The sequence below is a fragment of the Curtobacterium sp. PvP017 genome (assembly GCF_054060195.1).
In genome coordinates this window covers 176,704-202,420 of sequence record NZ_JBSSCY010000002.1, presented here as the reverse complement: position 1 = coordinate 202,420, position 25,717 = coordinate 176,704, and the positions used below count along the sequence as shown (strand labels likewise).

At 71.3% G+C, this 25,717-nt stretch carries 18 protein-coding genes; 11 read left to right on the top strand and 7 right to left on the bottom strand.

The features are described 5' to 3' along the window. Nucleotides 1-279: 279 nt before the first annotated feature. Nucleotides 280-1,362, bottom strand: coding sequence for a VanZ family protein (locus ACVKXF_RS04885; protein ID WP_456795041.1), 1,083 nt, complete (start codon nucleotides 1,360-1,362; stop codon nucleotides 280-282). Nucleotides 1,363-1,498: 136 nt separating this feature from the next. On the opposite strand from ACVKXF_RS04885, the gene ACVKXF_RS04880 reads away from it, so the two are divergent. Next, nucleotides 1,499-1,942 (top strand): hypothetical protein, encoded by a 444-nt coding sequence (locus tag ACVKXF_RS04880; protein WP_456795040.1) that lies wholly within the window; start codon nucleotides 1,499-1,501, stop codon nucleotides 1,940-1,942. Nucleotides 1,943-1,945: 3 nt separating this feature from the next. On the opposite strand, the gene ACVKXF_RS04875 is transcribed toward ACVKXF_RS04880, so the two are convergent. The 4 genes from ACVKXF_RS04875 to ACVKXF_RS04860 form a co-directional block, all read right to left on the bottom strand. Continuing rightward, a complete protein-coding gene (locus tag ACVKXF_RS04875; protein ID WP_456795039.1) occupies nucleotides 1,946-3,274 on the bottom strand; it encodes a flavin monoamine oxidase family protein in 1,329 nt (442 codons plus the stop codon). Beyond that, nucleotides 3,274-4,638 (bottom strand): NAD(P)/FAD-dependent oxidoreductase, encoded by a 1,365-nt coding sequence (locus tag ACVKXF_RS04870; RefSeq protein ID WP_340196627.1) that lies wholly within the window; start codon nucleotides 4,636-4,638, stop codon nucleotides 3,274-3,276. Before ACVKXF_RS04870 ends, ACVKXF_RS04875 begins: the two co-directional genes overlap by 1 nt. A 2-nt stretch (nucleotides 4,639-4,640) precedes the next feature. After that, the gene (locus ACVKXF_RS04865; RefSeq protein ID WP_456795336.1) at nucleotides 4,641-5,972 is read right to left on the bottom strand and encodes an aspartate aminotransferase family protein; all 1,332 of its coding nucleotides are present in this window, start codon (nucleotides 5,970-5,972) and stop codon (nucleotides 4,641-4,643) included. Between the two features lie 119 nt (nucleotides 5,973-6,091). Next, complete coding sequence (locus ACVKXF_RS04860) at nucleotides 6,092-6,574, bottom strand: Lrp/AsnC family transcriptional regulator (protein WP_035809531.1); 483 nt, start codon at nucleotides 6,572-6,574, stop codon at nucleotides 6,092-6,094. 133 nt (nucleotides 6,575-6,707) lie between these two features. Between ACVKXF_RS04860 and ACVKXF_RS04855 the strand changes: the two genes are divergently transcribed. The 5 genes from ACVKXF_RS04855 to ACVKXF_RS04835 are packed head-to-tail and all read left to right on the top strand — an operon-like array spanning nucleotide 6,708 to nucleotide 12,387. Then, nucleotides 6,708-8,153, top strand: coding sequence for a gamma-aminobutyraldehyde dehydrogenase (locus tag ACVKXF_RS04855; protein WP_456795038.1), 1,446 nt, complete (start codon nucleotides 6,708-6,710; stop codon nucleotides 8,151-8,153). Nucleotides 8,154-8,184: 31 nt separating this feature from the next. Next, on the top strand, nucleotides 8,185-9,372 hold the full coding sequence (locus ACVKXF_RS04850; RefSeq protein WP_340196629.1) for an ABC transporter ATP-binding protein: 1,188 nt from the start codon (nucleotides 8,185-8,187) through the stop codon (nucleotides 9,370-9,372). Further along, the gene (locus ACVKXF_RS04845; protein WP_221180517.1) at nucleotides 9,369-10,589 is read left to right on the top strand and encodes an ABC transporter substrate-binding protein; all 1,221 of its coding nucleotides are present in this window, start codon (nucleotides 9,369-9,371) and stop codon (nucleotides 10,587-10,589) included. Before ACVKXF_RS04850 ends, ACVKXF_RS04845 begins: the two co-directional genes overlap by 4 nt. After that, nucleotides 10,586-11,521 (top strand): ABC transporter permease, encoded by a 936-nt coding sequence (locus tag ACVKXF_RS04840; protein ID WP_456795037.1) that lies wholly within the window; start codon nucleotides 10,586-10,588, stop codon nucleotides 11,519-11,521. Before ACVKXF_RS04845 ends, ACVKXF_RS04840 begins: the two co-directional genes overlap by 4 nt. Next, nucleotides 11,518-12,387 (top strand): ABC transporter permease, encoded by an 870-nt coding sequence (locus ACVKXF_RS04835; RefSeq protein WP_456795036.1) that lies wholly within the window; start codon nucleotides 11,518-11,520, stop codon nucleotides 12,385-12,387. Before ACVKXF_RS04840 ends, ACVKXF_RS04835 begins: the two co-directional genes overlap by 4 nt. A gap of 468 nt (nucleotides 12,388-12,855) precedes the next feature. Here ACVKXF_RS04835 and ACVKXF_RS04830 read toward each other — a convergent pair whose 3' ends face one another. Beyond that, entirely contained in the window at nucleotides 12,856-14,145 is a 1,290-nt protein-coding gene (locus tag ACVKXF_RS04830) for a hypothetical protein (RefSeq protein WP_456795035.1), read from the bottom strand. Further along, entirely contained in the window at nucleotides 14,142-14,858 is a 717-nt protein-coding gene (locus ACVKXF_RS04825) for an ABC transporter ATP-binding protein (protein WP_456795034.1), read from the bottom strand. Before ACVKXF_RS04825 ends, ACVKXF_RS04830 begins: the two co-directional genes overlap by 4 nt. A gap of 86 nt (nucleotides 14,859-14,944) precedes the next feature. On the opposite strand from ACVKXF_RS04825, the gene ACVKXF_RS04820 reads away from it, so the two are divergent. From ACVKXF_RS04820 to ACVKXF_RS04800, 5 genes are all read left to right on the top strand, one after another. Further along, the gene (locus ACVKXF_RS04820; RefSeq protein ID WP_456795033.1) at nucleotides 14,945-17,494 is read left to right on the top strand and encodes a glutamate--cysteine ligase; all 2,550 of its coding nucleotides are present in this window, start codon (nucleotides 14,945-14,947) and stop codon (nucleotides 17,492-17,494) included. Further along, a complete protein-coding gene (locus ACVKXF_RS04815; protein WP_456795032.1) occupies nucleotides 17,494-19,296 on the top strand; it encodes an N-acetylglutaminylglutamine amidotransferase in 1,803 nt (600 codons plus the stop codon). The genes ACVKXF_RS04820 and ACVKXF_RS04815 overlap by 1 nt, the downstream gene beginning before the upstream one ends. After that, complete coding sequence (locus tag ACVKXF_RS04810; RefSeq protein WP_456795335.1) at nucleotides 19,296-21,230, top strand: S9 family peptidase; 1,935 nt, start codon at nucleotides 19,296-19,298, stop codon at nucleotides 21,228-21,230. The genes ACVKXF_RS04815 and ACVKXF_RS04810 overlap by 1 nt, the downstream gene beginning before the upstream one ends. A gap of 84 nt (nucleotides 21,231-21,314) precedes the next feature. Next, nucleotides 21,315-22,217, top strand: coding sequence for a GNAT family N-acetyltransferase (locus tag ACVKXF_RS04805; protein ID WP_456795031.1), 903 nt, complete (start codon nucleotides 21,315-21,317; stop codon nucleotides 22,215-22,217). Nucleotides 22,218-22,310: 93 nt separating this feature from the next. Continuing rightward, nucleotides 22,311-25,670 carry an SdrD B-like domain-containing protein gene (locus ACVKXF_RS04800; RefSeq protein ID WP_456795030.1) on the top strand — a complete coding sequence of 1,120 codons (3,360 nt, stop codon included), beginning with the start codon at nucleotides 22,311-22,313 and terminating at the stop codon, nucleotides 25,668-25,670. The last annotated feature ends 47 nt before the right edge of the window (nucleotides 25,671-25,717 follow it).

The window sequence follows — 25,717 nt, the reverse complement described above, 5'->3', positions numbered from 1 at the left end:
GACAGAACGCGTCCCGAGCTTGAACTCGGAACCAGTGTAACTCGATCACCGTCGGGTCGCACGTCCCTCGGCCCCTGCTCTTCGTGTCCGCCGGCGCTGACACGGAAGGTGGTTCGGATGTCCTCCGACGACGAACCGCGTCGACGCCGTCAGGTGCCGTGGTTGGGGATCGCGACGTTGCTCGTGACCCTGGCCCGGTTCCTGCACGACGTGTGGCGCAAGGGTTGAGCCCAGGGTGCCCCGCGCTCTTGCTGGCGCGGGGCACCCGTCGGGACCCGCTCAGTCGACGCGCGGCGGCACGCGGTCGTCCTCGACGTCCGCCCGGATCACCGCGAGCGCGAACCCGCGCCGGCCGCGGGTCGCCCACACCGCGATGACCGACGTCACCGCGAGCACGAACGCGAGGAACGCGGAGAACGGGACGTCCACGGCGAGCAGCGCCGCCCACCCGCCGGAGCCGAACGCCCAACGCACCACGCGCCTCCCGGTCCCCGGTGTCGGGGCCGGACGAAGCCGGACGACGTGCTCACCGAGGGTCCGGCCCGTCGCGAGCACGACCACGAGCTGTGCGAACGGGGCGACCAGCGCACCGGCGGTGATGAGCGTCCCGAGCACCGGGTCCTCGTCGTCCCGCCCGGCGATCGCCCACACCAGGGCAGTCCCGACGCTCAGCGTGCCGGACAGGAGCCAGATCGCCAGCACGTCCGCGAGCATGCCGGAGAACCGTCGTGCCGCGGTGACCGGGCGCGGGGCGTCCGCGTCGGTGGTCCGCCCCGACCCGGCGAGCAGTCCCACGAGCGGAGCGAGGAGCGTGCCGACCACGGCGCCGGTGGTGTTCGCGAGCAGGTCGTCGACGTCGAAGAGGCGGTACGAGCACGGGTAGAGGAACCAGTCGCCGGTGAGCTGCGTCGTCTCGATGAGCAGGGACACCACGAACCCGGCGCCGAGCCCGACGAGGAGGCCGGCGAACACGCGCCTCCGGGCGACCGCGTGCCGGGCGAGTGCACCGAGGGGAACGAAGAGCAGCACGTTGAACAGGACCTGCGCGGATGCCGGGTTGGACAGCAGTGAGCGGGGTCCGGAGATCCCGCCCTCCTTCGCGACGTCCCCGAGGAACGCGAACGGCGTCAGCTGCGGCGAGGCCGCGTTCCGGCACATCGTCGCGACGTCGTCGGGCAGCGGGAGCAGCGTGTACGTGACGAGCGCGAGGGCGTAGACGAGCGTGCCGAACGCGACGAGCGAGCGTCGGAAGCCGAGCTGTCCGTGACGGCGGTACTCCCACGCCGTCCACGGCACGAGCGCCCCGACGGCGAGGACGACGCCGACGACGAACGCGATCACGCCTGGCAGCACGGTTCCCATGCGGCCGACGGTACTGACCGCCAGGGCGGACGGAGCCGATGTCAACCGCTCGGAGGACCCGGGATCGATCCGTCGTCGCACGGGGTCGCGTCGCCCGGGGGACGATCCGCGGGCGTTCGGTGCGCAGGCTGGTGGCATGTCCGAACGCAACCGTCCCACCGTCCGTCTCCTCGCCGCCGTCGTGGTCGCCGGCTCCGTCGCGGTGCTCGCGACCGGCTGCTCCTTCATCCAGCAGCAGACGGGCGATGCCTGGTCCGTGACCTACGAGGTCAGCGTCGACCAGCCGAGCGGGGCCGCGCTCACCGACGTGCGCGTCGAGGGTGCCGAGAAGCGCGGCGACGCTCCGGAGGTGCACCGGCTCGGGGCGCAGGAGACGAGTACCGCGACGACGAGCGGCTCGGCATGGGAGCACGAGGCGATCGTCCTCGCCGAACAGCGCGCCTCGGTCCGGGCGACCCCGCCGCGGGGTGCGACGGCCACGTGCCGGATCCTGCTCGACGGCAAGCGCGAGATCGCCACCGAGACCGCGGCCGCTGGGCAGCCCGTGACGTGCTCGGTCGACACCCCGGCGTTCGACTGAGGTTCAGCGGGGGACGGGCGTCGCGAGCGAGAGCGGCTCGACCTCGGTGCCGAGCAAGCGCCCGGCCGCCCGCAGTCCGGACAGCAGCGCGCCGTGCACGGTGGCCGGGTCGTCGCCCCACGTGGCCTCGCCGGCGAGCTGCACGCGGCCGGACGGCGCACCGAGCCGGTCGTGGTCGTCCGGCGACGCCCCGACGTGCAGGTACGAGTAGGAGCCGCGGGCGAACGGGTCGTCGGCCCACCGGGTGATCCGGAACGCCTCGGGTTCGGGGACCGAGGGGCCGAACATCCGCCGCAGGCCGCCGATGCCCTCGTCCACGATCATCGCGTCGGGCAGGGTCTCGAGGCGCCGGGCCCCGGTCCCGCCGACCAGGGCGGCCAGCACGGGCGCTCCGGTCACGCGGGACATGTCGTACCAGGAGTGCCAGTCGACACCGGCAGGTCCCTGCTGGCGGACCACCCACGAACCACCCCAGAACCGCTCCGGGAACCGCAGGAACACCTTGTCGTAGACCCCCATACCGAGCCGGCCCATCGCACCGGTGACCGTCTCGGACAGCGGCGGGTCGAAGGTCACGTCACCGGCCTGCAGCACTCCGAGCGGGACGGTCACGACGACGTCGTCTGCCGTGACCGTCGAACCGTCCGCCAGCCCGACCACGACGCCCGTCGTGGACTGCGTCACCGACCGCACCACCGCGGACAGCCGGACGTCGAGTCCGTCGGCCAGGGCTGCGGCGTACTGGGCGTAGCCACCGGGGAACACCACCTCGTCACCGGGGACGTGTTCTTCTTCGAGCCCACGGGCGTCGAGGACGGTCACGGGTGCGCCGCAGAGGTCCTCGGAGCGGTGCGCCATGTACTCGCGGACCCGCGCGGCCCGGTCGCCCTGCCACCGCAGGGACCGCAGCACGGTGTCGACGGCGGCCGCGTAGGTCGAGGGCGGCGGTGCGTGTGCGACGACGGTGTCCAGGGCGGCGTCGACGGTGTGCAGGTCCGCGACGAACGCCGAGGTCGAGGCCTCGGACAGCGGCGCGCCGGAGGGGCCGTGCCACGCGATCGGCCGGCCGTCGAACTGGAAGCTCCCGACGGTGAACTCGACGGTCTCGATGCCGAACCGGGGCGCCAGGGCCCAGAGCGGGTTGCCGTCGACGCCGTGGATCCACGAGGCGCCGAGGTCGACCGGCACCCCGATCTCGTCGTCGGTCCAGGTGCGGCCGCCGATCCGGTCGCGGGCCTCGAGCACGACCACGCGCTGGCCGTCGAGCGCGAGCGCCCGGGCCGCGGCGAGCCCGGAGACGCCGGCCCCCACGACCACCACGTCGGCGTCCATCAGTGGCCCCCGGTCAGCGGTGCCATCAGGCGGGCGGCGAGGCTCGGCCGCCCCGTCAGGGCCTCTTCGCGGTCGGCCAGGTCGGTTGCCACGAGCCCGGCGTTCGCCCCGAGGAACCGCAGGGGCTCCGGCTCCCAGTCGGGCGACCGGTGGTTCACCCACGGCAGCGCGGTGAGCGGCGACGCGACGCCGCGCACGAGATCGGCGAGCGTCCGCCCGGCCAGGTTCGTCGTCGACAGTCCGTCGCCGACGTAGCCGCCGGCGGTACCGACGTGCCCGTCCCAGGTCACGGACGCGCACCAGTCGCGCGGCACCCCGAGCGGGCCGCCCCACGTGTGGGTGATCGGTGCGTCGGCGACGGCGGGGAACAGCTCGACCAGGGACCGCCGCAGGTGCTCGAAGACCCGGGGCACCCGGTCGTACCCGGGGGTGATCGCCGACCCCCAGTGGTAGCGGGCTCCGCGCCCGCCGAACGCCAGTCGGTCGTCCGCCGTGCGCTGCCCGTACACGAGCAGGTGGCGGTAGTCGGAGAACGTCTGCCCGTGCTCGAGCCCGATGCGGTCCCACACCGCCGCGGGCAGCGGAGCCGTCGCGATCATGAGCGAGTACAGCGGCAGGATCCGCCGCTTCGTCTGCTCCAGCTGCGCGCCGTACCCCTCGACCGCGATCACCACGGCGCCGGCCGTCACGGTGCCACGCGACGTGACCACACGCCCGGGATCCCAGGACGAGGCGGGCGTGTGCTCCGCGATCCGGACGCCCCGGGCCTCCAGGGCGGCCGCCAGGCCACGCACCAGCGCGGCGGGCTGGACCCGCGCGCAGTCCGGGGTCCACGCGACCCCCGCCGATCCGGCGGCGTCGCCGGGTCGGGCCGCACGCCACGTCATGTCGTCGCCCCACTCGGCCGACGCGGCGACCTCGTCGTGCGCCGCGCGCTCCTGCACGGCGGAGCGCGCGTACAGGACGGTCCCGCCCTTCACGTAGTCGCAGTCGACCCCGGCTTCGGACGCTGCACGTCCGACCTCGTCGACGGTGTCGCGCATCGCTGCGCGCAGTGCGAGTGCCGCGTCGCGGCCGTGCTCACGCGCGACGGACTCGGCGGACCGCGGGAACAGCGCCGAGCACCAGCCGCCGTTGCGTCCGGAGGCGCCGAACCCGGCGATCTCGCGTTCCAGGACGACGATCTGGAGGCCCGGGTCGGCCTGGTGCAGGTACCAGGCGGTCCAGAGACCCGTCAGTCCACCGCCGACGATCGCGACGTCCGCGGTCGTGTCGCCGTCGAGCGGCGGCCGGGGCGCCAGGTCGTCGCGTCCGGTGGACGCGAGCTGGTCGAGCCAGAACGAGACGCCCCGGTAGCCGCTCACGGTCAGATCTTCGACGAGGCCTCGGACAGGACGCTCCGCAGGATCGAGGTGATCTCGCGGAACTCCGGCTGCCCGATGGTCAGCGGCGGTGCGAGCTGCACGACCGGGTCGCCACGGTCGTCGGCTCGGCAGTACAGCCCCGCGTCGAACAGCGCCTTCGACAGGAACCCACGCAGCAGCCGCTCGGACTCGTCGTCGTCGAAGGTCGTCTTGGTGGCCTTGTCCTTGACGAGTTCGATGCCGTAGAAGTAGCCGTCGCCGCGGACGTCCCCGACGATCGGCAGGTCCTTCAGGGTGTCGAGCTCGGCCTTGAACAGCGGGGCGTTCTGCCGCACGTTCGCGAGCAGGCCCTCTTCCTCGAAGATGTCGAGGTTCTCCATGGCGACCGCGGCCGACACCGGGTGCCCGCCGAACGTGTAGCCGTGGTAGAAGGTCGTGTCGCCCTTGGAGAACGGCTCGAAGAGCTTGTCGCTGATGATGGTCGCCCCGATGGGGGAGTAGCCCGAGGTCATCGCCTTCGCGCACGTGATCATGTCCGGCACGAAGTCGTAGGTGTCGCAGGCGAACATGGTGCCGATGCGGCCGAAGGCGCAGATGACCTCGTCCGAGACGAGCAGCACGTCGTACTCGTCACAGATCTCGCGCACCCGCTGGAAGTACCCGGGCGGCGGGGTGAAGCAGCCGCCGGAGTTCTGCACCGGCTCGAGGAACACCGCTGCGACGGTGTCGGGGCCCTCGAACTCGATCATCTCGCGGATGCGCTCGGCCGCCCAGAGGCCGAACTGCTCCTCGGTGCCACCCGGGAAGCCCATCTCCTCGGCGCGGTAGTAGTTCGTGTTCGGCACCCGGAAGCCACCGGGCGTCAGGGGCTCGAACATCTCCTTCATCGCCGGGATTCCGGTGATCGCCAGGGCGCCCTGCGGGGTGCCGTGGTAGGCCACCGCGCGCGAGATCACCTTGTGCTTCATCGGCTTGCCCTGGAGTTTCCAGTAGTACTTCGCGAGCTTGAAGGCGGTCTCCACCGCCTCGCCGCCGCCCGTCGAGTAGAAGACCTTGTTGAGGTCGCCGGGGGCGTGCTCGGCCAGGCGGTCGGCGAGCTCGATGGCTGCCGGGTGCGCGTAGGACCAGATCGGGAAGAAGCTCAGCGTCTCCGCCTGCTTCGCGGCCATCTCGGCCAGGCGCTTCCGTCCGTGCCCGGCGGCGACGACGAACAGGCCGGAGAGTCCGTCGATGTAGCCCTTGCCGTGGCTGTCGAAGACGTGGTGGCCCTCGCCCCGGACCATGATCGGCACGTCGGCACCGGCCTGGTTCGCTCCGTGCCGGGCGAAGTGCATCCACAGGTGGTCCCGGGACTTCCGCTGCAGGTCGGCGTCGTCGACCGGGGCGAACGGGTCGTAGGACCCGAGGCGGGTGGACTGGCCGGTGGACTGGCCGCTGGTCGTTTCGGAGATGGTCATCGCGTTCCCCAGTCGTAGAGCTGTTTGCGGAGTTGCAGGTAGACGAAGGTCTCGGTGCCGGCGACGCCCGGGATGGCCCGGATCGTGCCGTTGAGCAGTTCGATCAGGTCGTCGTCGTCCTCGCAGACGACCTCGACCATCAGGTCGAAGCTGCCGGCGGTCATGACGAGGTAGTCGACCGCCGGCAGCTGTTCGAGGGCATCGGCGACTGTTCGGGTGTCGCCGCTGACCCGGATGCCGATCATCGCCTGGCGGTGGAAGCCCAGTTGCATCGGGTCGGTGACCGCGACGATCTGCATGACGCCGGTCTCGGTGAGCTTCTGGACGCGCTGCCGGACCGCCGCCTCGCTGAGACCGACGGCCTTGCCGATCTCGCCGTACGGACGGCGGCCGTCCGCCTGGAGTTGTTCGATGATCCGCTTCGAGGTGTCGTCGATCGGTCCCGGACGTCGTGGTGCTGCCGCCATGCCGGACAGCATGGCAGCGAGGTCCGGACCGCGCAAGGGATTCCGTTGTGAACACCGTGTTTCGCGACGATTTCCGTTGTTACGGTTCTCCACAACCTCCGAATCCGTCTTCCGCACCGCCGGAATCCGTGTCAGGATCACCGCCATGTTGGACACGACGGAACCGGTGACCACGACGCACGAGGTGCGCAACTTCGTCGGTGGCGCTGCTGTCGAGTCGAGCGCGGACACCCGGTTCGACCTGGTCGACCCCACCACCGAGCAGGTCTACGGCACATCGCCCGTGTCCACCGCTGCCGACGTCGACGCCGCGTTCACGAGCGCGAGCACCGCCTTCGCGACCTGGCGGCGCACGACCCCCGGCGAACGGCAGCTCGCACTGTTCCGGATCGCGGACGCCGTGGAGCAGCGGGCGGAGGAGTTCGCGGACCTCGAGTCGCTCGACACCGGCAAGCCCCGAGCCTCACTGGTCGAGGACGAGATCCTGCTGTCCGTCGACCAGATCCGCTTCTTCGCCGGAGCCGCCCGCAACCTCGAGGGGCGCAGCGCCGGCGAGTACATGACCGACCACACCTCGTTCGTCCGGCGCGAGCCCATCGGTGTCGTGGCCCAGGTCACCCCGTGGAACTACCCGCTCAACATGGCGGTGTGGAAGTTCGCCCCGGCGCTCGCCGCGGGGAACACCACCGTGCTCAAGCCGAGCGACACCACTCCGCTCTCCACCCTGCTGCTCGCCGAGGTGGCCGCCGAGTTCCTGCCGCCGGGCGTGCTCAACGTCGTCGTCGGGGACCGCACCACCGGCGCCGCGATGATCGACCACCCCACCCCGCAGCTCGTGTCCATCACCGGCTCCGTCCGTGCCGGCACGGAGGTCGCCCGTGCCGCCGCCGGCGACCTCAAGCGCACCCACCTCGAGCTCGGCGGCAAGGCCCCCGTGATCGTGTTCGACGACGCCGACATCCCCGCCGCCGTCGCCGGCATCGTCGCCGCCGGGTTCTTCAACGCCGGGCAGGACTGCACCGCGGCCACCCGGTTGCTCGTGCAGGACGGCATCCACGACGAGTTCGTGGCGGCGCTCGCAGAAGAAGCACGGCACAACGCGCGAACCGGGTCAGACGGCTACTACGGGCCCGTCAACAACGCGAACCAGCTCGCCCAGGTCCGGTCGTTCCTCGACACGCTCCCCGACCACGCCACGATCGAGCTCGGCGGCGGGCGGCAGGGCGACGTCGGCTACTTCCACCAGGCCACGATCGTGTCCGGCCTGCGCCAGGACGACCGCATCGTGCAGCAGGAGGTGTTCGGCCCGGTCCAGACCGTGCAGCGCTTCACGACCGAGGACGAAGCACTGCGCGCCGCGAACGACGTCGAGTACGGGCTCGCGAGCTCGGTGTGGACGACCGACCACTCGCGGGCGATGCGCTTCGCCCGCGACCTGGACTCCGGGTGCGTGTGGATCAACACCCACATCCCGATCGTCGCCGAGATGCCGCACGGCGGCTTCAAGCACTCCGGCTACGGCAAGGACCTGTCCCAGTACGGGTTCGACGACTACACCCGCATCAAGCACGTCATGTCCTACATCGGCTGACCCCGATCCTTCCGAAGCAGCAGGAGGCACCATGGCAATGACCGGCACGTTCGCCGAATCCGGAGCCGATCTCCGGCTCGAGCAGATCACCAAGTCGTTCCCCGGGCACACCGCCGTCGACGCGCTGGACCTGACGGTGCCGGCCGGCTCGTTCTTCGCCCTGCTCGGCCCCTCGGGATGCGGCAAGACCACGACACTGCGACTGGTCGCCGGGCTCGAGGAGCCCACGAGCGGCACGATCACGATCGGCGGCGAGGACGTCACCGACACGAAGCCCTACCAGCGGCCGGTCAACACGGTGTTCCAGAACTACGCGCTGTTCCCGCACATGAGCGTGCTCGACAACGTCGCGTTCGGCCTGAAGCGGCGACGGATCCCGGACCCGATGACGAAGGCGCGCGAGGCCCTGCACCTGGTCGAGCTCGACGCCTCGGCCGACAAGCGCCCCGCTTCCCTGTCCGGCGGCATGCAGCAGCGCGTCGCCCTGGCCCGCGCGATCGTGAACCGGCCGGCACTCCTGCTGCTCGACGAGCCGCTCGGCGCGCTGGACCTGAAGCTCCGGCACCAGATGCAGCTCGAACTCAAGACGATCCAGGCCGAGGTCGGGCTCACCTTCCTGCACGTCACCCACGACCAGGAAGAGGCGATGACGATGGCCGACACGGTCGCCGTCATGAACGGCGGCCGGATCGAGCAGATGGGCAGCCCGCAGGACCTGTACGAGCTGCCCCGCACCGCGTTCGTCGCGAACTTCCTCGGCCAGTCGAACTTGCTCGAGGGCGAGGTCCGCGGCACCGACGGCCCGCTGCTCGTGGTCGCGACCCCGGCCGGCACCATCGCCGTCCCCGCCGACCGCGCCGTCGCCACCTCGGGCAGCGTCGTCGTCGGCATCCGTCCGGAGAAGCTCAAGATCCGCACCTCGGAGCCCACGCCCGAAGCCGGCCGGAACATCCTCGGCCCCGGCCGCGTGGTCGACGTCTCGTTCTCCGGCGTCAGCACGCAGTACCTGGTGGACGTCCCCGGCGCCGGCCGCGTCTCCGTCTTCGCGCAGAACTCGAAGGGCGGGCCGCGGATCGCGACCGGCACCGAGGTCTGGCTCACGTGGGGCGTCGACCACGGGTTCGGCCTGGAGGCGCACCCCGCGTCCGACGCGACCGTCACCACCCACGCCGCCACGGGCCTCCAGTCCGCACCCGCCACGGCAGGATCGCTCGCGTGACCGGCGGGGGAGCCGGCCCGGACCTGTTCCGCGGACTGACGTCCGCGCGCGTCAGCCGGCGCGGTCTGCTGGCCGGCGGCGGGGCCGCCGCACTCGCGGCGCTGCTCGCGGGCTGCAGCATCAAGGGTTCGGCAGCGTCGGGCGCCGAGAACGCCGTCGACTGGACCGCGTTCTGGAAGGACGCCGAGGCGACGAAGCAGCTCAACTTCGCGAACTGGCCGCTCTACATCGACTCCGACCACGGCAAGTCGGAGTCGCTCGCGCTGTTCCAGCAGGCCACCGGCATCAGCGTCGACTACCAGGCGGTGATCCAGGACAACGCGACGTTCTACGCGACCGTCTCGCCGATCCTGCGGGCGCAGGGCGCCACCGGCTACGACCTCATCGTGATGACCAACGGGTTCGAGCTGACCCAGATGATCAAGAACGGGTTCGTGTGCGAGCTCGACCACTCGCGCCTGCCGAACTTCGCGGCGAACGCGGGCGACTCGGTGAAGGACCCGACGTACGACCCCGGCAACAAGCACTCCGTCGTCTGGCAGACGGGGTTCACCGGGATCGCCTACAACCCGAAGTACATCGACCGCGAGATCACGTCGTTCCAGGACCTGCTCGACCCGGCGTTCGCGGGCCGTGTCGGGCTGATGAGCGACAACACCGAGCTCGGTTCCCTCGGACTCCTCGCGAACGGCATCGCCCCGGAGACGTCGACCCCGGCAGACTGGCGGAAAGCGCAGGCCTGGTTGCGGAAACTGCGCCCGAGCGTGACCGGCTTCTACGACCAGAGCTACATCAACAAGCTCGAGAACGGCGACACCTGGATCACGCAGGCCTGGTCCGGTGACGTCTTCCAGGCGCAGCAGTCCGGGTTCGAGGACCTGCAGTTCGTCACGCCGGAGGAGGGCCAGATGATGTGGCACGACAACCTCATGATCCCCCGGCAGGCGGCGAACCCGGTGGCCGCCCTCGAGTGGATGGACTTCTACTACACGCCGAAGATCGCGGGCATCGTCGAGGACTGGGTCAACTACGTCTGCCCCGTCCCCGGCGCCGAGGCCTACGTCCGCGACGAGCTCGACGACGCGACGGTGGCGGACAGTCCGCTGGTGTTCCCGGACTCCGACGTGCTGGACCGGTCGCACGAGTTCCGGGTGTTCGAGAACTACGACGAGTACTCGGAGTGGAACGGCATCTTCAACGCGGTGGTGCAGTCGTGACGGCGATCGGGGTCGCCGGGCCGGGTGCCGCACCGACACCGGGCGCCGGTCCTGCGCCCGTCCGTCGGGGGCGGCGTCGCAGCACACCGTTCCTGCTCGCGCTCGTGGGCACCGCGTACCTCTGCGTGTTCTTCGTCATCCCGCTCGTCTCGGGGCTCATCGTCTCGCTCATGTCGGGCAACCCGGACGACGGCTACACCTTCACGTGGAACTGGGGGATCTACGGGTCCCTGTTCGTCGACCCGCAGGTGCCGTACCTGACGTTCCTCCTCCGATCCCTCTGGTACGGCGCCGCCGCCACGGTCGTGACCATCATCGTGGGGTACCCGGTGGCGTACTTCATCGCGTTCCGGGTGTCCCCGCGGTGGAAGAACCCGTTGCTCATGCTCGTGTTCGTGAGCTTCCTGGTGTCGTTCATCATCCGCACCGACATGTGGGCGTTCGTGCTCGCGTCGCAGGGGCCGGTCGTCACGTTCCTGCAGGCGATCGGCCTGGCCGGCAAGGACTTCCACATCCTCGGCACCGGCGGCGCGGTGATCTTCGGCGACGCCTACAACGACCTGGCCTTCATGGTGCTGCCGATCTACGCCGCCCTCGAACGCATCGACCCACGACTCGGCGAGGCCGCCAACGACCTGTACGCCGGCAAGTTCCGGGCGTTCTGGCACACCACCTTGCCGCTGTCCCGGTCGGGCATCTTCGCCGGTGTCCTGCTCGTCTTCATCGACAGCGTCGGGGATCCGGTGAACTCGGCCCTGCTGGGCGGCACGAACACGTACACGATCGGCCAGGCGATCCAGGACGCCTACTCCGGCAACCAGCAGTACAACGTCGCCGCGGCGCTGTCGACCGTGCTCATGGTCGTGCTCGGCATCATCCTGTTCATCTACGCCCGCGTCTCCGGCACCGACGACCTCGAGGACCTCGTATGACCGCCGTCGCACCGACCCGTCCGTCCGCCGCCCCGGCCACCGGTGAGATCGCCCGCGGTCCGAGCCGCCACGGTGTGAACCGCCGCGGTCCCTGGCTCGCGATCGTGTACTGGGTCACCATCGCGATCACCCTCGTGCCGATCGTCTACATGATCGTGTACTCGTTCAACGACGCCCCGACGAACCGGCTGTCGTTCGCGTGGAACGGCTTCACGACCTACTGGTACGCGAACCTGGTCAACGTGTCCGGGCTCGGCGCCGCGTTCGTCACCTCGGTCGTCGTCGCGTTCCTCGCCGCGATCATCTCGGTCGCGATCGGGCTGCCGCTGGCCCTGGCGCTGGAGCGGTACCGGTTCCCGGGCCGTGGTGCCGTGAACGCCGTCGTCTTCGCGGACATCGCGGCGCCGTCCATCGTGGTCGGCTCGGCGTCGCTCTCCTTCTTCTTGTCGGTGGGACTCGGCACCGGGTTCCTGACCGTGCTCATCACGCACGTGGCGTTCGACGTCGCGTACGTCGTGGTGGTGCTCCGGGCCCGGATCTCCGGCACGTCGCGGGTGCTCGAGGAGGCCGCGAGCGACCTCGGTGCGACGCCGTTCCAGGCCTTCCGGCTCGTCACTTTGCCGTTGCTCGCGCCGGGGATGCTCGCCGCCGGGTTGCTGGCGCTCGCGATGTCGATCGACGACTACGTCATCACCTCGTTCGTCGCGGGGCCCGCGGTCACCTTCCCCCTGTTCGTGTACGGCGCCGCGAAGGCCGGGATGCCGCCGCAGGTGCTGTGCTTCGGGACGCTCGTGTTCGCCGTGGGGCTGCTCGTCGCGCTGCTGAACGGGGCGCTCAACCGGCGTTTGGCGCGGACGCGGGGGTAGGCGCCGGCCCGCACGGTGCGGGGTGCGCGGGCTGGTGCGGGGTTGCGCGCGTGGTGCGTGCTTGTAGCGGCGCACGGTGCGTGGAACCTCGCACGGGGTGGCGAGGTGCGCACGGTGCGGACGGGAGGCGCGTGGCGGGCTGGCGCCGTGCCTCCCGACTGCGGGGGGGGGGGGGGCGTCCACAGCACGGTGCGGGGTGCGCGGGCTGGCACCGGCACGGTGTCGGGTGCGTCGGCTGGTGCGGGGTTGCGCGCGCCGTGCGCGCTTGTAACCGGGCACGGAGCGTGCAACCTCGCACGGGGTGCATAGGTGCGCACGGTGCGGACGGGAGGCGCGTGGCGGGCTGGCGCCGTGCCTCCCGACTGTCCGCGCGCGCTGGTGCTCTGGTGCGAGGTTCCGTACTCGGTGCGAGCCCGCGCGCCTCGCACCGAGCACGGAACCTCGCACGGGGTGACGAGGCCGGGTTGATCAGGACGCAGCGTCGGCGAGCTGCGGGCCGAGTGACCGGCGTCGGGCCTGCAGCACGGGGTTGACGGTCGCGACGAGCACGATCAGCAGGCCGATCGCGATCACGAACGGCACCGGCCGGAGTGGGTCGGTCCAGCTCGTCAGGGCTGCGGGGATGCTCGCGAGTGCGAACGGCAAGGCGATGAGCACCGAGGTCACGACGAGGGCGACGGCCTCGAGGACGGCCCCGACCAGTGCGGACCGGAACGTGCCGCCGGCGACGACGAGCAGGGCCACATCGCGCCGCCGACCCGACGTGGTCATCACGACGGTCGCGGCCCCGGTGAACAGGACGATCAGGACCGGTGCGCCGAAGATCGCCAGGCCGCTGAGGTAGTACGCCGGGGAGTCCCAGACGCCGGCCAGACCGGTGAGCGCGGCGAGCATCACCGCCACTGCGAGCAGTGCGACCGCCGCGTGGCTCCGTGCGGCGTGGAAGCGCAGTGATTCACGGGCGAGGAACCAGGCGACCGGTGACCCGGGTACTGCTGCGGTCCAGGTCGAGACCAGCCGGTTGCACCACCACGGTGCCGATGCGACGACCAGGCCCATCGCCGGGACGAGGAAGATCATCGTCATCCCGCGTTCCCCCAGCAGTGTCGCGGCGTACATCGCCAGGGAGAGGCCGCCGAGGACGTACGCGGTGATGAGTCGAGCGCGGCCGAGGCGCGTCGGCTCGAGCTCGGGCTCCCGGACAGCGAAGAGTGCGGGGGTCTTCGAGGCCGCACGTGCAGCACCGAGCGCGCTCAGCACGACCACGAGGACGAACACCGCGAGCGCGACCATGGTCTCGAGGACCCCGAGTCGTGCCTCGAGCGCCGGGGCACCCGTGTTCCGCAGCGGTGCCGACAGGAACGCCATCACGGCACCGAGCACGAGGGGCGTGAGTGCGAGGGCCGTAGCGAACGCGACGAGGGACAGCGTCGCGGCCTGGCCGAGCACCACACGTTCGACCAGTCCGGGACCGATCCCCGCCAGCTGCCAGCGTGCGTGGTCCCGACGCTGCGTCCGGACCGAGAAGCCGACGAGCACGTTCAGGGCGCCGATCACCACGATCGCGTTCATCGTCCCGAACACCAGAGCGTGGTTCCGGAGTCCGGCTGCGTCGACGGGGTCGGCGATCGCAGCGGCGGTCGAGACGTCACCCGCGCACACCAGGGCGACGAGGGCCGCGAGGACCATCACGACGAAGCTCGCGGTCCACAGACGCCAGGACCGCGCCACCTCGGAGAGGACGAGTCGGGTGATCACCGGGACACCGCCTGCAGCACGTCGGCGACGGTCGGTGCGACGAGTTCGCGGTGCAGGCGTCCGTCACGCAGGACGAGCACCCGGTCGCCACGAGCCGCCGCTTCGAGGTCGTGCGTGACCATCACCACGGAGCGCGATCCCGTGGCAGCGCCCTGCAGCAAGGCGAGCACCCTCGCGCCGGACTCGGAGTCGAGGGCGCCGGTCGGCTCGTCGGCGAACACCACGTCGGGGGCCGTGACGATCGTGCGGGCGATCGCCACCCGCTGCTGCTGCCCGCCGGAGAGCTGCCCGGGTCGCTGCCGGGCCACGTCGGACAGGCCGACGGCGGCGAGGGCGTCGTGGACGGCGGTCCGGTCGAGTGAGCCGGACGCGAGGCGCAGCGGCAGGGCGACGTTGTCGAACGCCGTCAGTGCCGGGATGAGGTTGTACGACTGGAACACGAACCCGAGGTGGTCGCGGCGGAACCGTGCGAGGGCGTCCCCGCGGAGCGTCGACAGGTCGGTGCCGTCGATCTGGACCGAGCCGGAGGTGGGGGAGTCCAGTCCGGACAGGCACTGCAGCAGCGTGGACTTACCCGACCCGCTGGGTCCGACGATGGTCACGAACTCGCCGCGGGGGACGGACACCGTGATGTCGTCGAGGACGATGGCTTCCCGTTCGCCGGGGCCGCGGAATGACCTGGACAAACCGACGGCGGAGATGAGGGAGTTCATCATTCCAATATATTACATATGTTACGAGCGTGAGTCGGGCGGTGTGCCGCGGCGCGCGCCACAGCCGCCGCGCGTAGGTTCCAGCCATGAGTGCAGAGCTGACGCTCGGCGCCGAGGAAGAGCTGCACCTCATCGACCTCGAGTCCGGCCGACTTTCCGCGAAGGCCCCGCGCCTTCTGCCCAAACTGCCCACCGACCGCTTCGGCGCCGAGCTGCAGCGCACGACGATCGAGACGAACACCCCGGTGGTGCGGACCCTCGACGACCTGCGGCGGGTGATCGTCGACCTGCGCAGTGAGCTCAGTGCCGCGATCGCCCCGGCCGGGGTCACGATCGCCGCCGTCGGCACCGCGCCGAGGTCGGAGTACGCCGACTTCGAGCTGAGCGCCGGCGGTCGGTACGGCCGGATGCAGGAGCAGTACCGGATGCTCGTCGACGAACAGCTCATCTGCGGCCTGCAGGTGCACGTCGGGGTGAGCGACCGCGACCTGGCGGTGCTCATCGCCCAGCGGGTGGCGCCGGTGCTCCCGTCACTGCTCGCCCTGAGCGCGTCGAGTCCGTTCTGGAACGGGCAGGACACCGGGTACGCCTCGTTCCGGAGCATCATCTGGCAGCGGTGGCCGTCGGCCGGCAGCTTCGGTCCGGTGGAAGACGCCGCCGAGTACGACCGGGTGCTCGACGACCTGATCGCCTCGGGCGTGATCGCCGACAAGAAGATGGCCTACTTCGACGTGCGGCCGTCGTCGCACGCGCCGACGCTCGAACTGCGGGTCTGCGACGCGACCCCGGTGGTGGACGACGCCGTGCTCATCGCCGGACTCTTCCGCGCCGCCGTGCGCAAGGCCGAGAAGTCGGTCGTGTCCGGCGCCGAGTGGCACCCTCGTAGTGAACCCCTGCACCGTGCGGCGATGTGGCAGGCCGCCCGCTCCGGGTTGAGCGGGGAACTCGTCGGCCTCGGACAGCACCCCGAACGCCTGCCCGCCGAGGTCGCGGTGCGCCAGCTCGTGTCCCGCCTGCGCCCGGAGCTCGAGGAGCTGGGCGACTGGGGCACGGTGACGGAACTCCTCGACGCGACCCTGGCCCGCGGCAACTCCACCGACCGGCAGCGCACCGCCTACGCCGAGCGCGGGGAGATGGACGACGTCGTCGCCCTGGTGGTGGAGGACACCGCGGGGCTCCCGTCCGGACGCGACGAGGACCCGGTGGTCCCGATCCCCGGGTACCGCGTCCGTGCCGGTGACGAAGCGGTCGGCCCCGGGGCGCGCCCCCGTCCGGCGTTCCGCGAGCTGGCGGCCTTCTTCGACGGCTGGGACGCCGAGACCGCGATCGACCGCTGCACCGCCCGTGACGCCTGGACCCGCGAGCACCACGTCGGCTTCGTGGTGGACGGCGGTGCGCAGGCGTTCGGCTGCGACCTGGTGCCCCGGACGATCAGCGCGTACGAGTGGTCGCAGCTCGAGCGGGGCCTGGGGCAGCGTGCCCGCGCGATCGAACTGTTCTTGCGTGACGCGTACGGCGAGCGGCGGATCGTGGCCGACGGCGTGCTGGACGCGGACCACTTCGTCGGCGCGAAGGGCTGGGACCCGGACGCCACCCGGCTGCCGGCGACCGCCGTCCGTGCGCCGGTGCTCGGGTTCGACCTGGTGCGGAACGAGTTCGGCGGCTGGCGGGTGCTCGAGGACAACGTCCGCTCGCCCTCGGGCGTCGCGTACGGCATCGCCCTGCGCGAGCTGATGGACGACGTCGTGCCGGACGCCCCGCGGCCGGCGCACCTGCGCGACCCGCACGGCGTGATCGACCGGCTGCGCCGGACCCTCTGCGCGAACACCACCGCGGTGACGGGCGCGACCGACCCCGTGATCGCACTGGTCAGCGACGGCCCCGCCGCTGGCGCGTGGTTCGAGCACCGCAGGCTGGCCGACGGGGCCGGGTTGCGCCTCCTGTCCGGGTCGGACCTGGACGTCCGTGACGGACGCGTTGTCGACGCGACGACGGGCGACGTGCTCGACGGGCTGTACCTGCGGATCGACCGCGACGTCAGTGCGCTGACGGCGGAGCACGCTCCCGACCTCGGTGCGCGGATCCTCGACGCGGCGGAGGCAGGCCGCGTCTACCTGGCGAACGCGCCGGGCAACGCGCTGGTCGACGACAAGGCGATGTACGTCACCGTGCCGGACCTGATCTGGTACTACCTGGACGAGAAACCCCTGCTGGCATCGGTGCCGACGTACCGCACGAGCATCGAGGTGGAACGGCTGTCGGTCCTGGACCGCGTCGGGGAACTCGTCACGAAGCCGGTCGACGGCGAGGGCGGGCGCGGGGTCTTGATCGGACCGAGCGCAAGCGCCCCCGAGGTGGCCGAGCGACGGCGTGAGATCGCCGCGGACCCCGCCGGGTGGGTGGGGCAGGAGGTGGTGCAGCTGTCCTCGCACCCGACGATCGGACCGGCCGGTCTCGACCCGCGGCACGTGGACCTGCGGGCCTTCGTCTACGCGACGGGGACCGGACCGGACGACGTGCACCTGGCCGACGTGGCCCTGACCCGCGTCGCTCCCGAGGGCAGCATGGTCGTCAACTCGTCGCAGGGCGGCGGCGCGAAGGACACGTGGATCGTCGGGACGACAGGGGAGCGCTGATGTGTGGACTCGCGGGTGAGATCCGGTTCGACGGCCGAGCGCCGGACGTCGGGGCGGTCGCCCGGATGACCGGCTGCATGACGCACCGCGGCCCGGACGGTGACGGCCTGTGGGCTCGTGGCCCGGTCGCCCTCGGGCACCGCCGGCTGTCCATCGTCGACCTGTCCACCGCGGGCGCGCAGCCGATGGTGCTGGCCGAGGCCGGGCTGACGATCGCCTACAACGGGATGGTCTACAACTACCGGCAGCTCCGCGACGAGCTGCACGGCAAGGGGCACCGGTTCGCGTCGACGTCGGACACCGAGGTCATCGCCGTCGCCTACGCCGAGTGGGGCACGGCCTTCGTCGACCACCTGATCGGGATGTTCGCCATCGCCATCTGGGAGCACGCCAGCGGTCGGCTGGTCCTGGCCCGGGACCGGCTCGGCATCAAGCCGCTCTACGTCGCGCCGGTGCGGGGCGGGCTGCGGTTCGCGAGCTCCCTGCCCGCGATCCTGGCGGGGGACGGCGGCACGGGCGCTGGGAGCATCGACACGTCCATCGATCCCGTCGCCTTCGCCTCGTACATGAGCTTCCACTCGATCGTCCCCGCGCCCCGCACGATCCTGTCCGGCGTCGGCAAGCTCCCGCCCGCCACCGTCCGGGTGATCGAGCGCGACGGCACCGCCCGCGACACCGTCTACTGGGCGCCGCGGTTCGAACGCGACCCCGCCAAGGCCGACTGGACCGACCGGGACTGGGAGCAGGCGTTCATCGGCTCGCTCCGCACCGCGGTCGAGCGGCGCATGGTGTCCGACGTCCCCGTGGGCGTCCTGCTGTCCGGCGGGATCGACTCGTCCCTGGTCGTCGGGCTGCTCGCCGAGGCCGGGCAGCAGGACCTCGCCACGTTCAGCATCGGCTTCGAGGCGGCGGGCGGTGAGTCCGGCGACGAGTTCGAGTACTCGGACCAGGTCGCGGAGCACTTCGGCACCGACCACCACCGCATCCACATCCCCTCGTCGCGCCTGCTCGACGGCATCGACGGTGCGGTCGCCGCGATGAGCGAGCCGATGGTCAGCCACGACTGCGTCGCGTTCTACCTGCTGTCGCAGGAGGTCTCCCAGCACGTCAAGGTCGTGCAGTCCGGTCAGGGCGCCGACGAGGTACTCGCCGGCTACGACTGGTACCCGCCGCTCGCCGACGTCCCCCGCGACCAGGCCGCCGAGGCCTACCGTTCCGTGTTCATGGACCGCCGCTGGCCGGCACTGCAGGGGCTGCTCGGGGAGCGTTGGAAGAGCGACGACGACACCCCGTCGGCGTTCGTCGACCGCGAGTTCGCGCGTTCCGGAGCGGAGACGAGCGTCGACGCCGCGCTCCGCAGCGACACCACGATCATGCTCGTCGACGACCCGGTGAAGCGCGTCGACAACATGACGATGGCGTGGGGGCTCGAGGCCCGCGTGCCGTTCCTGGACCACGAGTTCGTCGAGCTCGCCGGTGCGATCCCACCCGCGCTCAAGCTGTCGGACGGCGGCAAGGGCGTCATGAAGCGGGCGTCCCGCGGCATCGTCCCCGACAGCGTCATCGACCGCAGCAAGGGGTCGTTCCCGGTGCCCGCGATCCGCCAGCTCGAGGGCCCGTACCTGGAGCGCGTCCGTGACGCGCTGCACGCACCCGAGGCGCGGGAGCGCGGGCTCTTCGACCCGGGTACGGTCGAGCGGATGCTCCAGGACCCGAACAGCACGCGGACCGAGATCGGCGCGAACGCGCTCTGGCAGCTCGGCCTGATCGAGATGTGGTTGCAGCAGCAGGGGGTGCGGTGATGCAGCCGGGAGGCGGGGCGAGCGTCGCGTCGTCGGCCGACGTCCGTCCCTCGGTCATCACCAGGGCCGCGGCCGACCTGGGTGAGCGGCTCGCCGCCGCGTGGGGGTCGTGGGGCCCCACCATGACCCGGAACGCCCGGCGCGTGGCGTTCGTCTCCGACCGGCACGGCACCCCCGAGGTGTTCGTGCAGGACGTCGTCGTCGACGGCGAGGTGCCCGAACCCGTCCGGATCGCGCTGTCCGACGACCCGGTGATCCGGGTGTCGTGGTCGTCCGACGGGGAGTGGCTCGCCGTGGCCATCGCGACCGACGGCGGCGTGAAGCAGCAGGTCTGGGTGGTGCGGCCGGACGGCACCGACGCCGCGCAGATCGCCGGCTCGCGGTACCAGCACGCCGAACTCGGGCCGTGGAGCCGCAGCGGGCACCGGGTCGTCATCACCCTGCCCTCGACCGAAGCCGACCAGCCGGCCCGCTCGTACCTGGTCGACCCGGTCTCCGGCGACCGCGACGACCTGGCCGTCGGCGAACTCATCCACATCCTCGACCTGTCGGTGGAGGAACGGCTCGTCGTGCTGAGCGACGGGCAGCGCGGCCAGGAGTTCGTCGTCGTGGTCGACCGACTGACCGACGAGAGCCACGCCCTGTTCGCCGACGACCCCGACGGGTCCGCTGACATCGCGTTCCTGCGGCCCTCGCCCGCGAGCGAGACCAGCCCGCTCGTCGCCTACGTCGCCACCGAGGCCGGACTGCCCCGCCGCGGACTCGTCGCCCAGCCCGTCGGACCCCACGGCTGGCGTGGCACACCCCGGCGGATCATCGAACGCGACGACGCCGAACTCGAGTACCTCGACGCCGACGACGCCGGCCGCACGCTGCTGCTCGTCTGGAACGTCGACGGGCGCAGCGAACTCGACCTCATCAACACCCACGACGCCTCGCGGACACCGGTACCCGACCTGCCCGGGTACGTCGTCACCGACCCGGTGCTGAGCCGTGACGGACGGAGCGTGCTGCTCGCCGTCGAAGGGCCGACCCGACCGCGGGAGCTCTGGCGGCTCGACACGAACGCACTCACCTGGAGCCGGGTCACCGACGTGCCCGCACTGCCCGACGTGCCGCTGGTCGAGCCGACGCTCGAGCGGTTCGCCGCCCGTGACGGACTGGAGCTGACCGGCTGGCTGTACCGGGCAGTGGAGCCGGCCGCGTCGTCGGCGGATGCCGATGGCGTGACGCAGGACGTTCCTCCCGGCCCGCGCGCAGCGCTCGTCCACCTGCACGGCGGACCGGAGTCGCAGGAGCGACCCACGTTCTCGCCACAGCACCAGGCGCTCGCCGCCGCCGGGGTGACCGTGTTCGCCCCGAACATCCGCGGATCGTCCGGCTACGGGCACGAGTTCGTACACGCCGACGACCTGGCGTTGCGGTGGAACGCGCTCGCCGACGTCGTCGACTGCGCGCGGTTCCTGGTGACCAACGGGTACGCCGAGCGGTCCCGCGTCGCCGTCGAGGGGCGCTCGTACGGCGGGTACGCGACCCTCGCGTCGTTGGCGTTCACGCCCGACGTGTTCGCGGCCGGGGTCGCGGTGTGCGGGATGAGCGACTTCGCGACCTTCTACCGGGACACCGAACCGTGGATCGCCTCGGCGGCCGCGACGAAGTACGGACACCCCGTCGACGACGAAGCGCTGCTCGCGGCCCTGTCGCCGATGCGTGCCATCGACGACGTCACGGCGCCGCTGCTCGTCGTGCACGGCGAGCTCGACACGAACGTCCCCGTCGGCGAGGCGCACCAGGTGGTCGCGGCGCTGCGGGAGCGGTCGCACGACGTCGAGTACCTCGAGCTCGCGGGCGAGGGGCACGAGTACCGGCGGGCGTCGTCGCGGGCGCTGCTGGTGCGCCGGATGGTGGAGTTCGTGGCGGCGCGTTTGGCGTGAGGCGCCGGTCGCGGGTTCTCGGAGGGGGCGTCACGGGGTGCAACGATGCGCCGGCGTCGCTCGCCGCGGGCAGAGAATGGTGGGATGACGACGACTGACCTGACCCGACCCGGAGAGGTCCTCGTGACCTCGGCAGCGGACGTCGAGCTGGTCGTGCAACGCGCCACGAACCACTACGCCTCCGGGGTCGTCGCGGACACCACCGGGTGGGCCGACGGCGATCGTCGGTGGATCGAGGACCTCGGGTTCCGTGGTGGTGATGCCCGCGGCGAAGCGCTCCGGACCCTCGACCTGACCATCGCCGACGACGGCACCCCGACGCGCGTGCTCGACGCGCCCGCCATGGCCGCGCTGAACAGCCACCATGCGCGGTTCGCCGAGCGGCGCGGCGACGTGGTCCGCTACCAGACCGACGTGTCGGTGTGGACGGGGATCCCGGAGCGACCCACTGCGCAGGACTGGGAGGACGTCCGGGTGCTGCTCGGGTCGGGTGGGATGCTCGGCGTCGGTGCGGCTGCCGTCCTGCCGTCGGGGTGGGAGCTCGTCGAGGGCGCCGGGGGCGTACAGCTCACCGGTGAGGCGATCGAGGGTGCGCCGGACCCCGAGGCCGTCGTGCTGACGCCGGACGACGTGCCGGAGATGACCGCCCTGGTGGAGCGGACGAAGCCGGGGCCGTTCCTGCCGCGCACGATCGAGCTCGGCACGTACCTCGGCATCCGACGCGACGGTCGGCTCGTCGCCATGGCGGGGGAGCGCCTGCACCCGCCGGGGTGGACCGAGATCAGCGCGGTGTGCACGGACGAGGCGTACCGGGGGCAGGGGTTCGGGCGTCGGTTGGTGCTCGCCGTCGCGCACGGGATCCGGGAGCGGGGCGAGATCCCGCTGATGCACGCGGCCGCCGGGAACACCGGGGCGATCGGGCTGTACCAGCACCTCGGGTTCCGACTGCGGGACCGGGGAGCACCGCGGTTCGTGCGGGTGCCGTGAGCTGCGTTCGACGAGGCCTCGGTAACTGATGTACGGGAATGTCACCGGTGGAGTATCGTCTGCGGGGACCGTCATCGTCTTCCGGGGAGAGCCTTGCCATCGAACCTGCCTGTCCGCCCGATCGCCGCACTGTTCGCTGCTCTGAGCGTCGTCCTCGGAACTGCCGGACCAGCCGCGGCTGCGGCCGCTGCCGTCGCCGAGACGACCATCGGCCTCCGGGTCGCCGTCACGAAGGACGGCAACGGTCCCTTCACCGCGAACGACGGGCCAGGTGGTGACGCGAACGACTCGAACGGGATCGTGCGGACGCTCGATGCGGTCACGTACACCGTGACGACGAGCGCGAACGGCGGGCCGAGCATCGGCCAGCGGTTCGTCCTGACCGCACCGGCCGGCACGACATGGGCGGGACTGCCCGCATCGTGCACGGCCGAAGGGTCCCGTGTCGACGGTCGGGAGCTGCACTGTGGCATCGGTGACCTCAGGGAAGGTCAGGCGATCGCCGTGCCGGCCGTGCTGGACATCTCGAGCGACCTGCAGAACGGCGACGTCATCGACGTCACCGCAGCTGCGACCGCTGACAACTCGGGCAACGGTGTCGTCGAGGCGGACGCACCACGCACGACCGTCTCCGCGGCAGCTCGGTACGACCTCTCGAAGAACATCAACGCCTCGGTGCTCACCCCCGGGTTCACTGGTCCGGGGGGCGAGCGGGGGATCCGGCTGGTGTACCCGATCGCCGTCACGTGGGAGCCCGTCGTCCCCGGACAGGGCCTGCTCGGCTTCGAGAAGAGTGTCGGCCCGATGACCTTCACGGACGACCCGTCGGAGATCCTCGGCGACCTGCCGTCGCGTGCCCAACTGTGGAACGGTTCCGCACCCGCCTGCGGGGTCAACGAGGTCACCGAGTGGCGGATGTCGAACCTCCCGGGCGGTCGGGGTGGGGGAGCGCGGAACGTCGTCGACTCCGGAACGATCGAGTGCTCGCAGGCGGCCCCGGGCGACGACATCGACGTGACCATCTCCGGGTCCGTCACGGATCCCGCCCGCGTGCCGACCCAGTCCGTCGGTGGCGGCCCGATCGCCGGTGGCGACAAGGCGTACTTCGTGTCCGGCTACATCAGCGTGTGGATGCCCTACCCGCCGACGGGCACGTCGGTCGTCTCCGTGAACGAGTACTCCCCCCTCCAGACGACCTCGGCCAGCGGCGCGCAGAACTACCCCGGCTCCACGGAGCCGATGGCGAACAACACGGCGTCCCGCAACATCGTCGAGCTCGGCCCGGGGAGCGCCGGCAAGCGTCTCTACCGCGCTGTGGGCGGGACGGTGGTGGCGGGCTCCGCGAAGGCGGGTGATCCGTGGGCGACGAAGGGCGACGTGCTCCGCAGTGAGGTCACCGTGCACAACGACGGCATCGGGGAGTACCGCGGCACGATCCTCTGCGACACGTTCGACCGCACGACGCAACGTCTCACGCGAGCCGGGACCGATCAGCAGGCTGCATGGGTCGCGGGCCTCGCCGACGGGGAGATCGAGTACGCGGCGTACGACATGGGGTCCGCGGCGAGCGGGCAGCAGCAGGCCTGCGGCGACGCCGACCTGGCGTGGTACGCCGATCCGGACGACGTCCCGGGCGGTATCGCCGGCGTCGGAGCGGTCCGCGCGACGGGGGACGTCCTCGGTGGGACCTGGGCCGTGCTCTACTCGCGCGTCACGGTCGAGGGAGCGACCGACGGCACTCGTGCGCACGACTTCGGACACGTCTTGTTCGGGGACCACGTGACGACCTGGACGCACGACACCTCGGTACCCGAGGTCGGAGCCGGCGGCTTGGCGGACAGCGTCCTCATCACGGAGAACCTCGCCCGGACGACGAAGAAGATCGTCGATCCGGGCCACGACGCCGGGACCACCCCCGACCGGACGAGCTTCACGGTGGCGGGCACCACACTCGAGTACGCCCTCTACCCGACCCTGACCAACGGCAACACGACGGGTCGGCCCACCACGGTGACGGTCCGCGATGTGCTGCCGCTGCACAGTCAGTACGTCCCCGACAGCGCGTCCGTCCGACCAACGGTGATCGACACCGTCGCGGACGACGCCGGGAAGGACCACCAACGTCTCACGTGGGAGTTCTCGGACGTCGAGCCCAACGTCACCATCGATCCGATCACGTACGAGGCGCACGTTTCCGCACTCGCCCCAGCGGGCCCGATGACCAACCGGACGAGCATCTCGTCCCCCTCGGACAAGTCCGAGCAGTTCCGGCGCGAGGCCGAGCGTGCGGTACAGATCGTGAACACCGGTGGCATCGGTGTGGAGAAGCGGGCGACCGAGCCCGTCGTGGCCACCGGTGACCCGCTCGAATGGGAACTGGGCTACACCAACACCGATGCGTCGAACGTCCACGGCCTGGATCTCATCGATGTCCTGCCGTACGTGGGTGATCCACAACGATCGGACTTCCACGGGTCGTTGGCGCTCGCTGCCGGCGTGGCCGTCGACCGATCTGCGGGTGAGACCGTGCGGTACACCACCGCCGAACCGGGGTCTGTCTCGCTCGACCCGGAGGACCCGTCCAACCGACCTGGTGGCTCCACCGTCTGGTGTGCTGCGGAAGACTTCGGGAAGTCGGGGTGCGCATCGTCCTTCTCGGCGGTGACCGCGTTCCGGATCGAGCGGACGAGTGCGGTCCAGCCCGGCGCGACCGTGAACCACCATCTCTCCCTCGTGACCACCGGCCAGCAGGACGGTGACACGTACGTGAACCGATTCGGGCTGCGCGCGTCAAACCTCGCGCTTCCGGTGCGGTCGAACCCGGCGAGCATCCGCGTCGCGTCCGGCGCCATCGGTGACCTCGTGTGGACCGACACCGACCGTGACGGCCTGCAGGACGACGACGAGCAGGGTCAGCGGGGTGTCGGCGTCCACCTGGCTGGCACTGACGACCGCGGCGACGAGGTGTCCCTCGACACCGTGACGGACGCCGACGGGACGTACTCGTTCGACGGGCTCCGCCCAGGCGCCTACGTCGCGACGTTCCGTGCGCCCGACGGCAGGCAGTTCACGCGGGAACACGTCGGCCACGACGACGCGGTGGACTCCGATGCGGACGGAGACGGTGCGACCGGCACGGTCGTCCTGGATTGGATCCACACACCGGAGGGGGCGAAGGACGTGATCACGCGTGACCAGACCGTGGACGTCGGCATCGTGCCCGCAGAGGAGACCGTCTCGCCGGAGGTCCCGACCAGCCCTGCGGACGGAGCCGGACCGGGTTCCGCTGCCGGCCCGGCCGATCCCGGTCCTGGGACCGCTGCCGACCAGATCGGGGGACGACTCGCCTTCACCGGGAGCGGCCCCGTCGTCGCCGGCATCGTCAGTGCGCTGTTCCTCGTGCTGATCGGCTCCGCCGTGCTCCGGAGGCGACGTCGCGCAGTGCAGCGCTGAGACGGTCGATCGCCCACGAGGCCGCTGCTGACCGGGGGGAGGGCGTG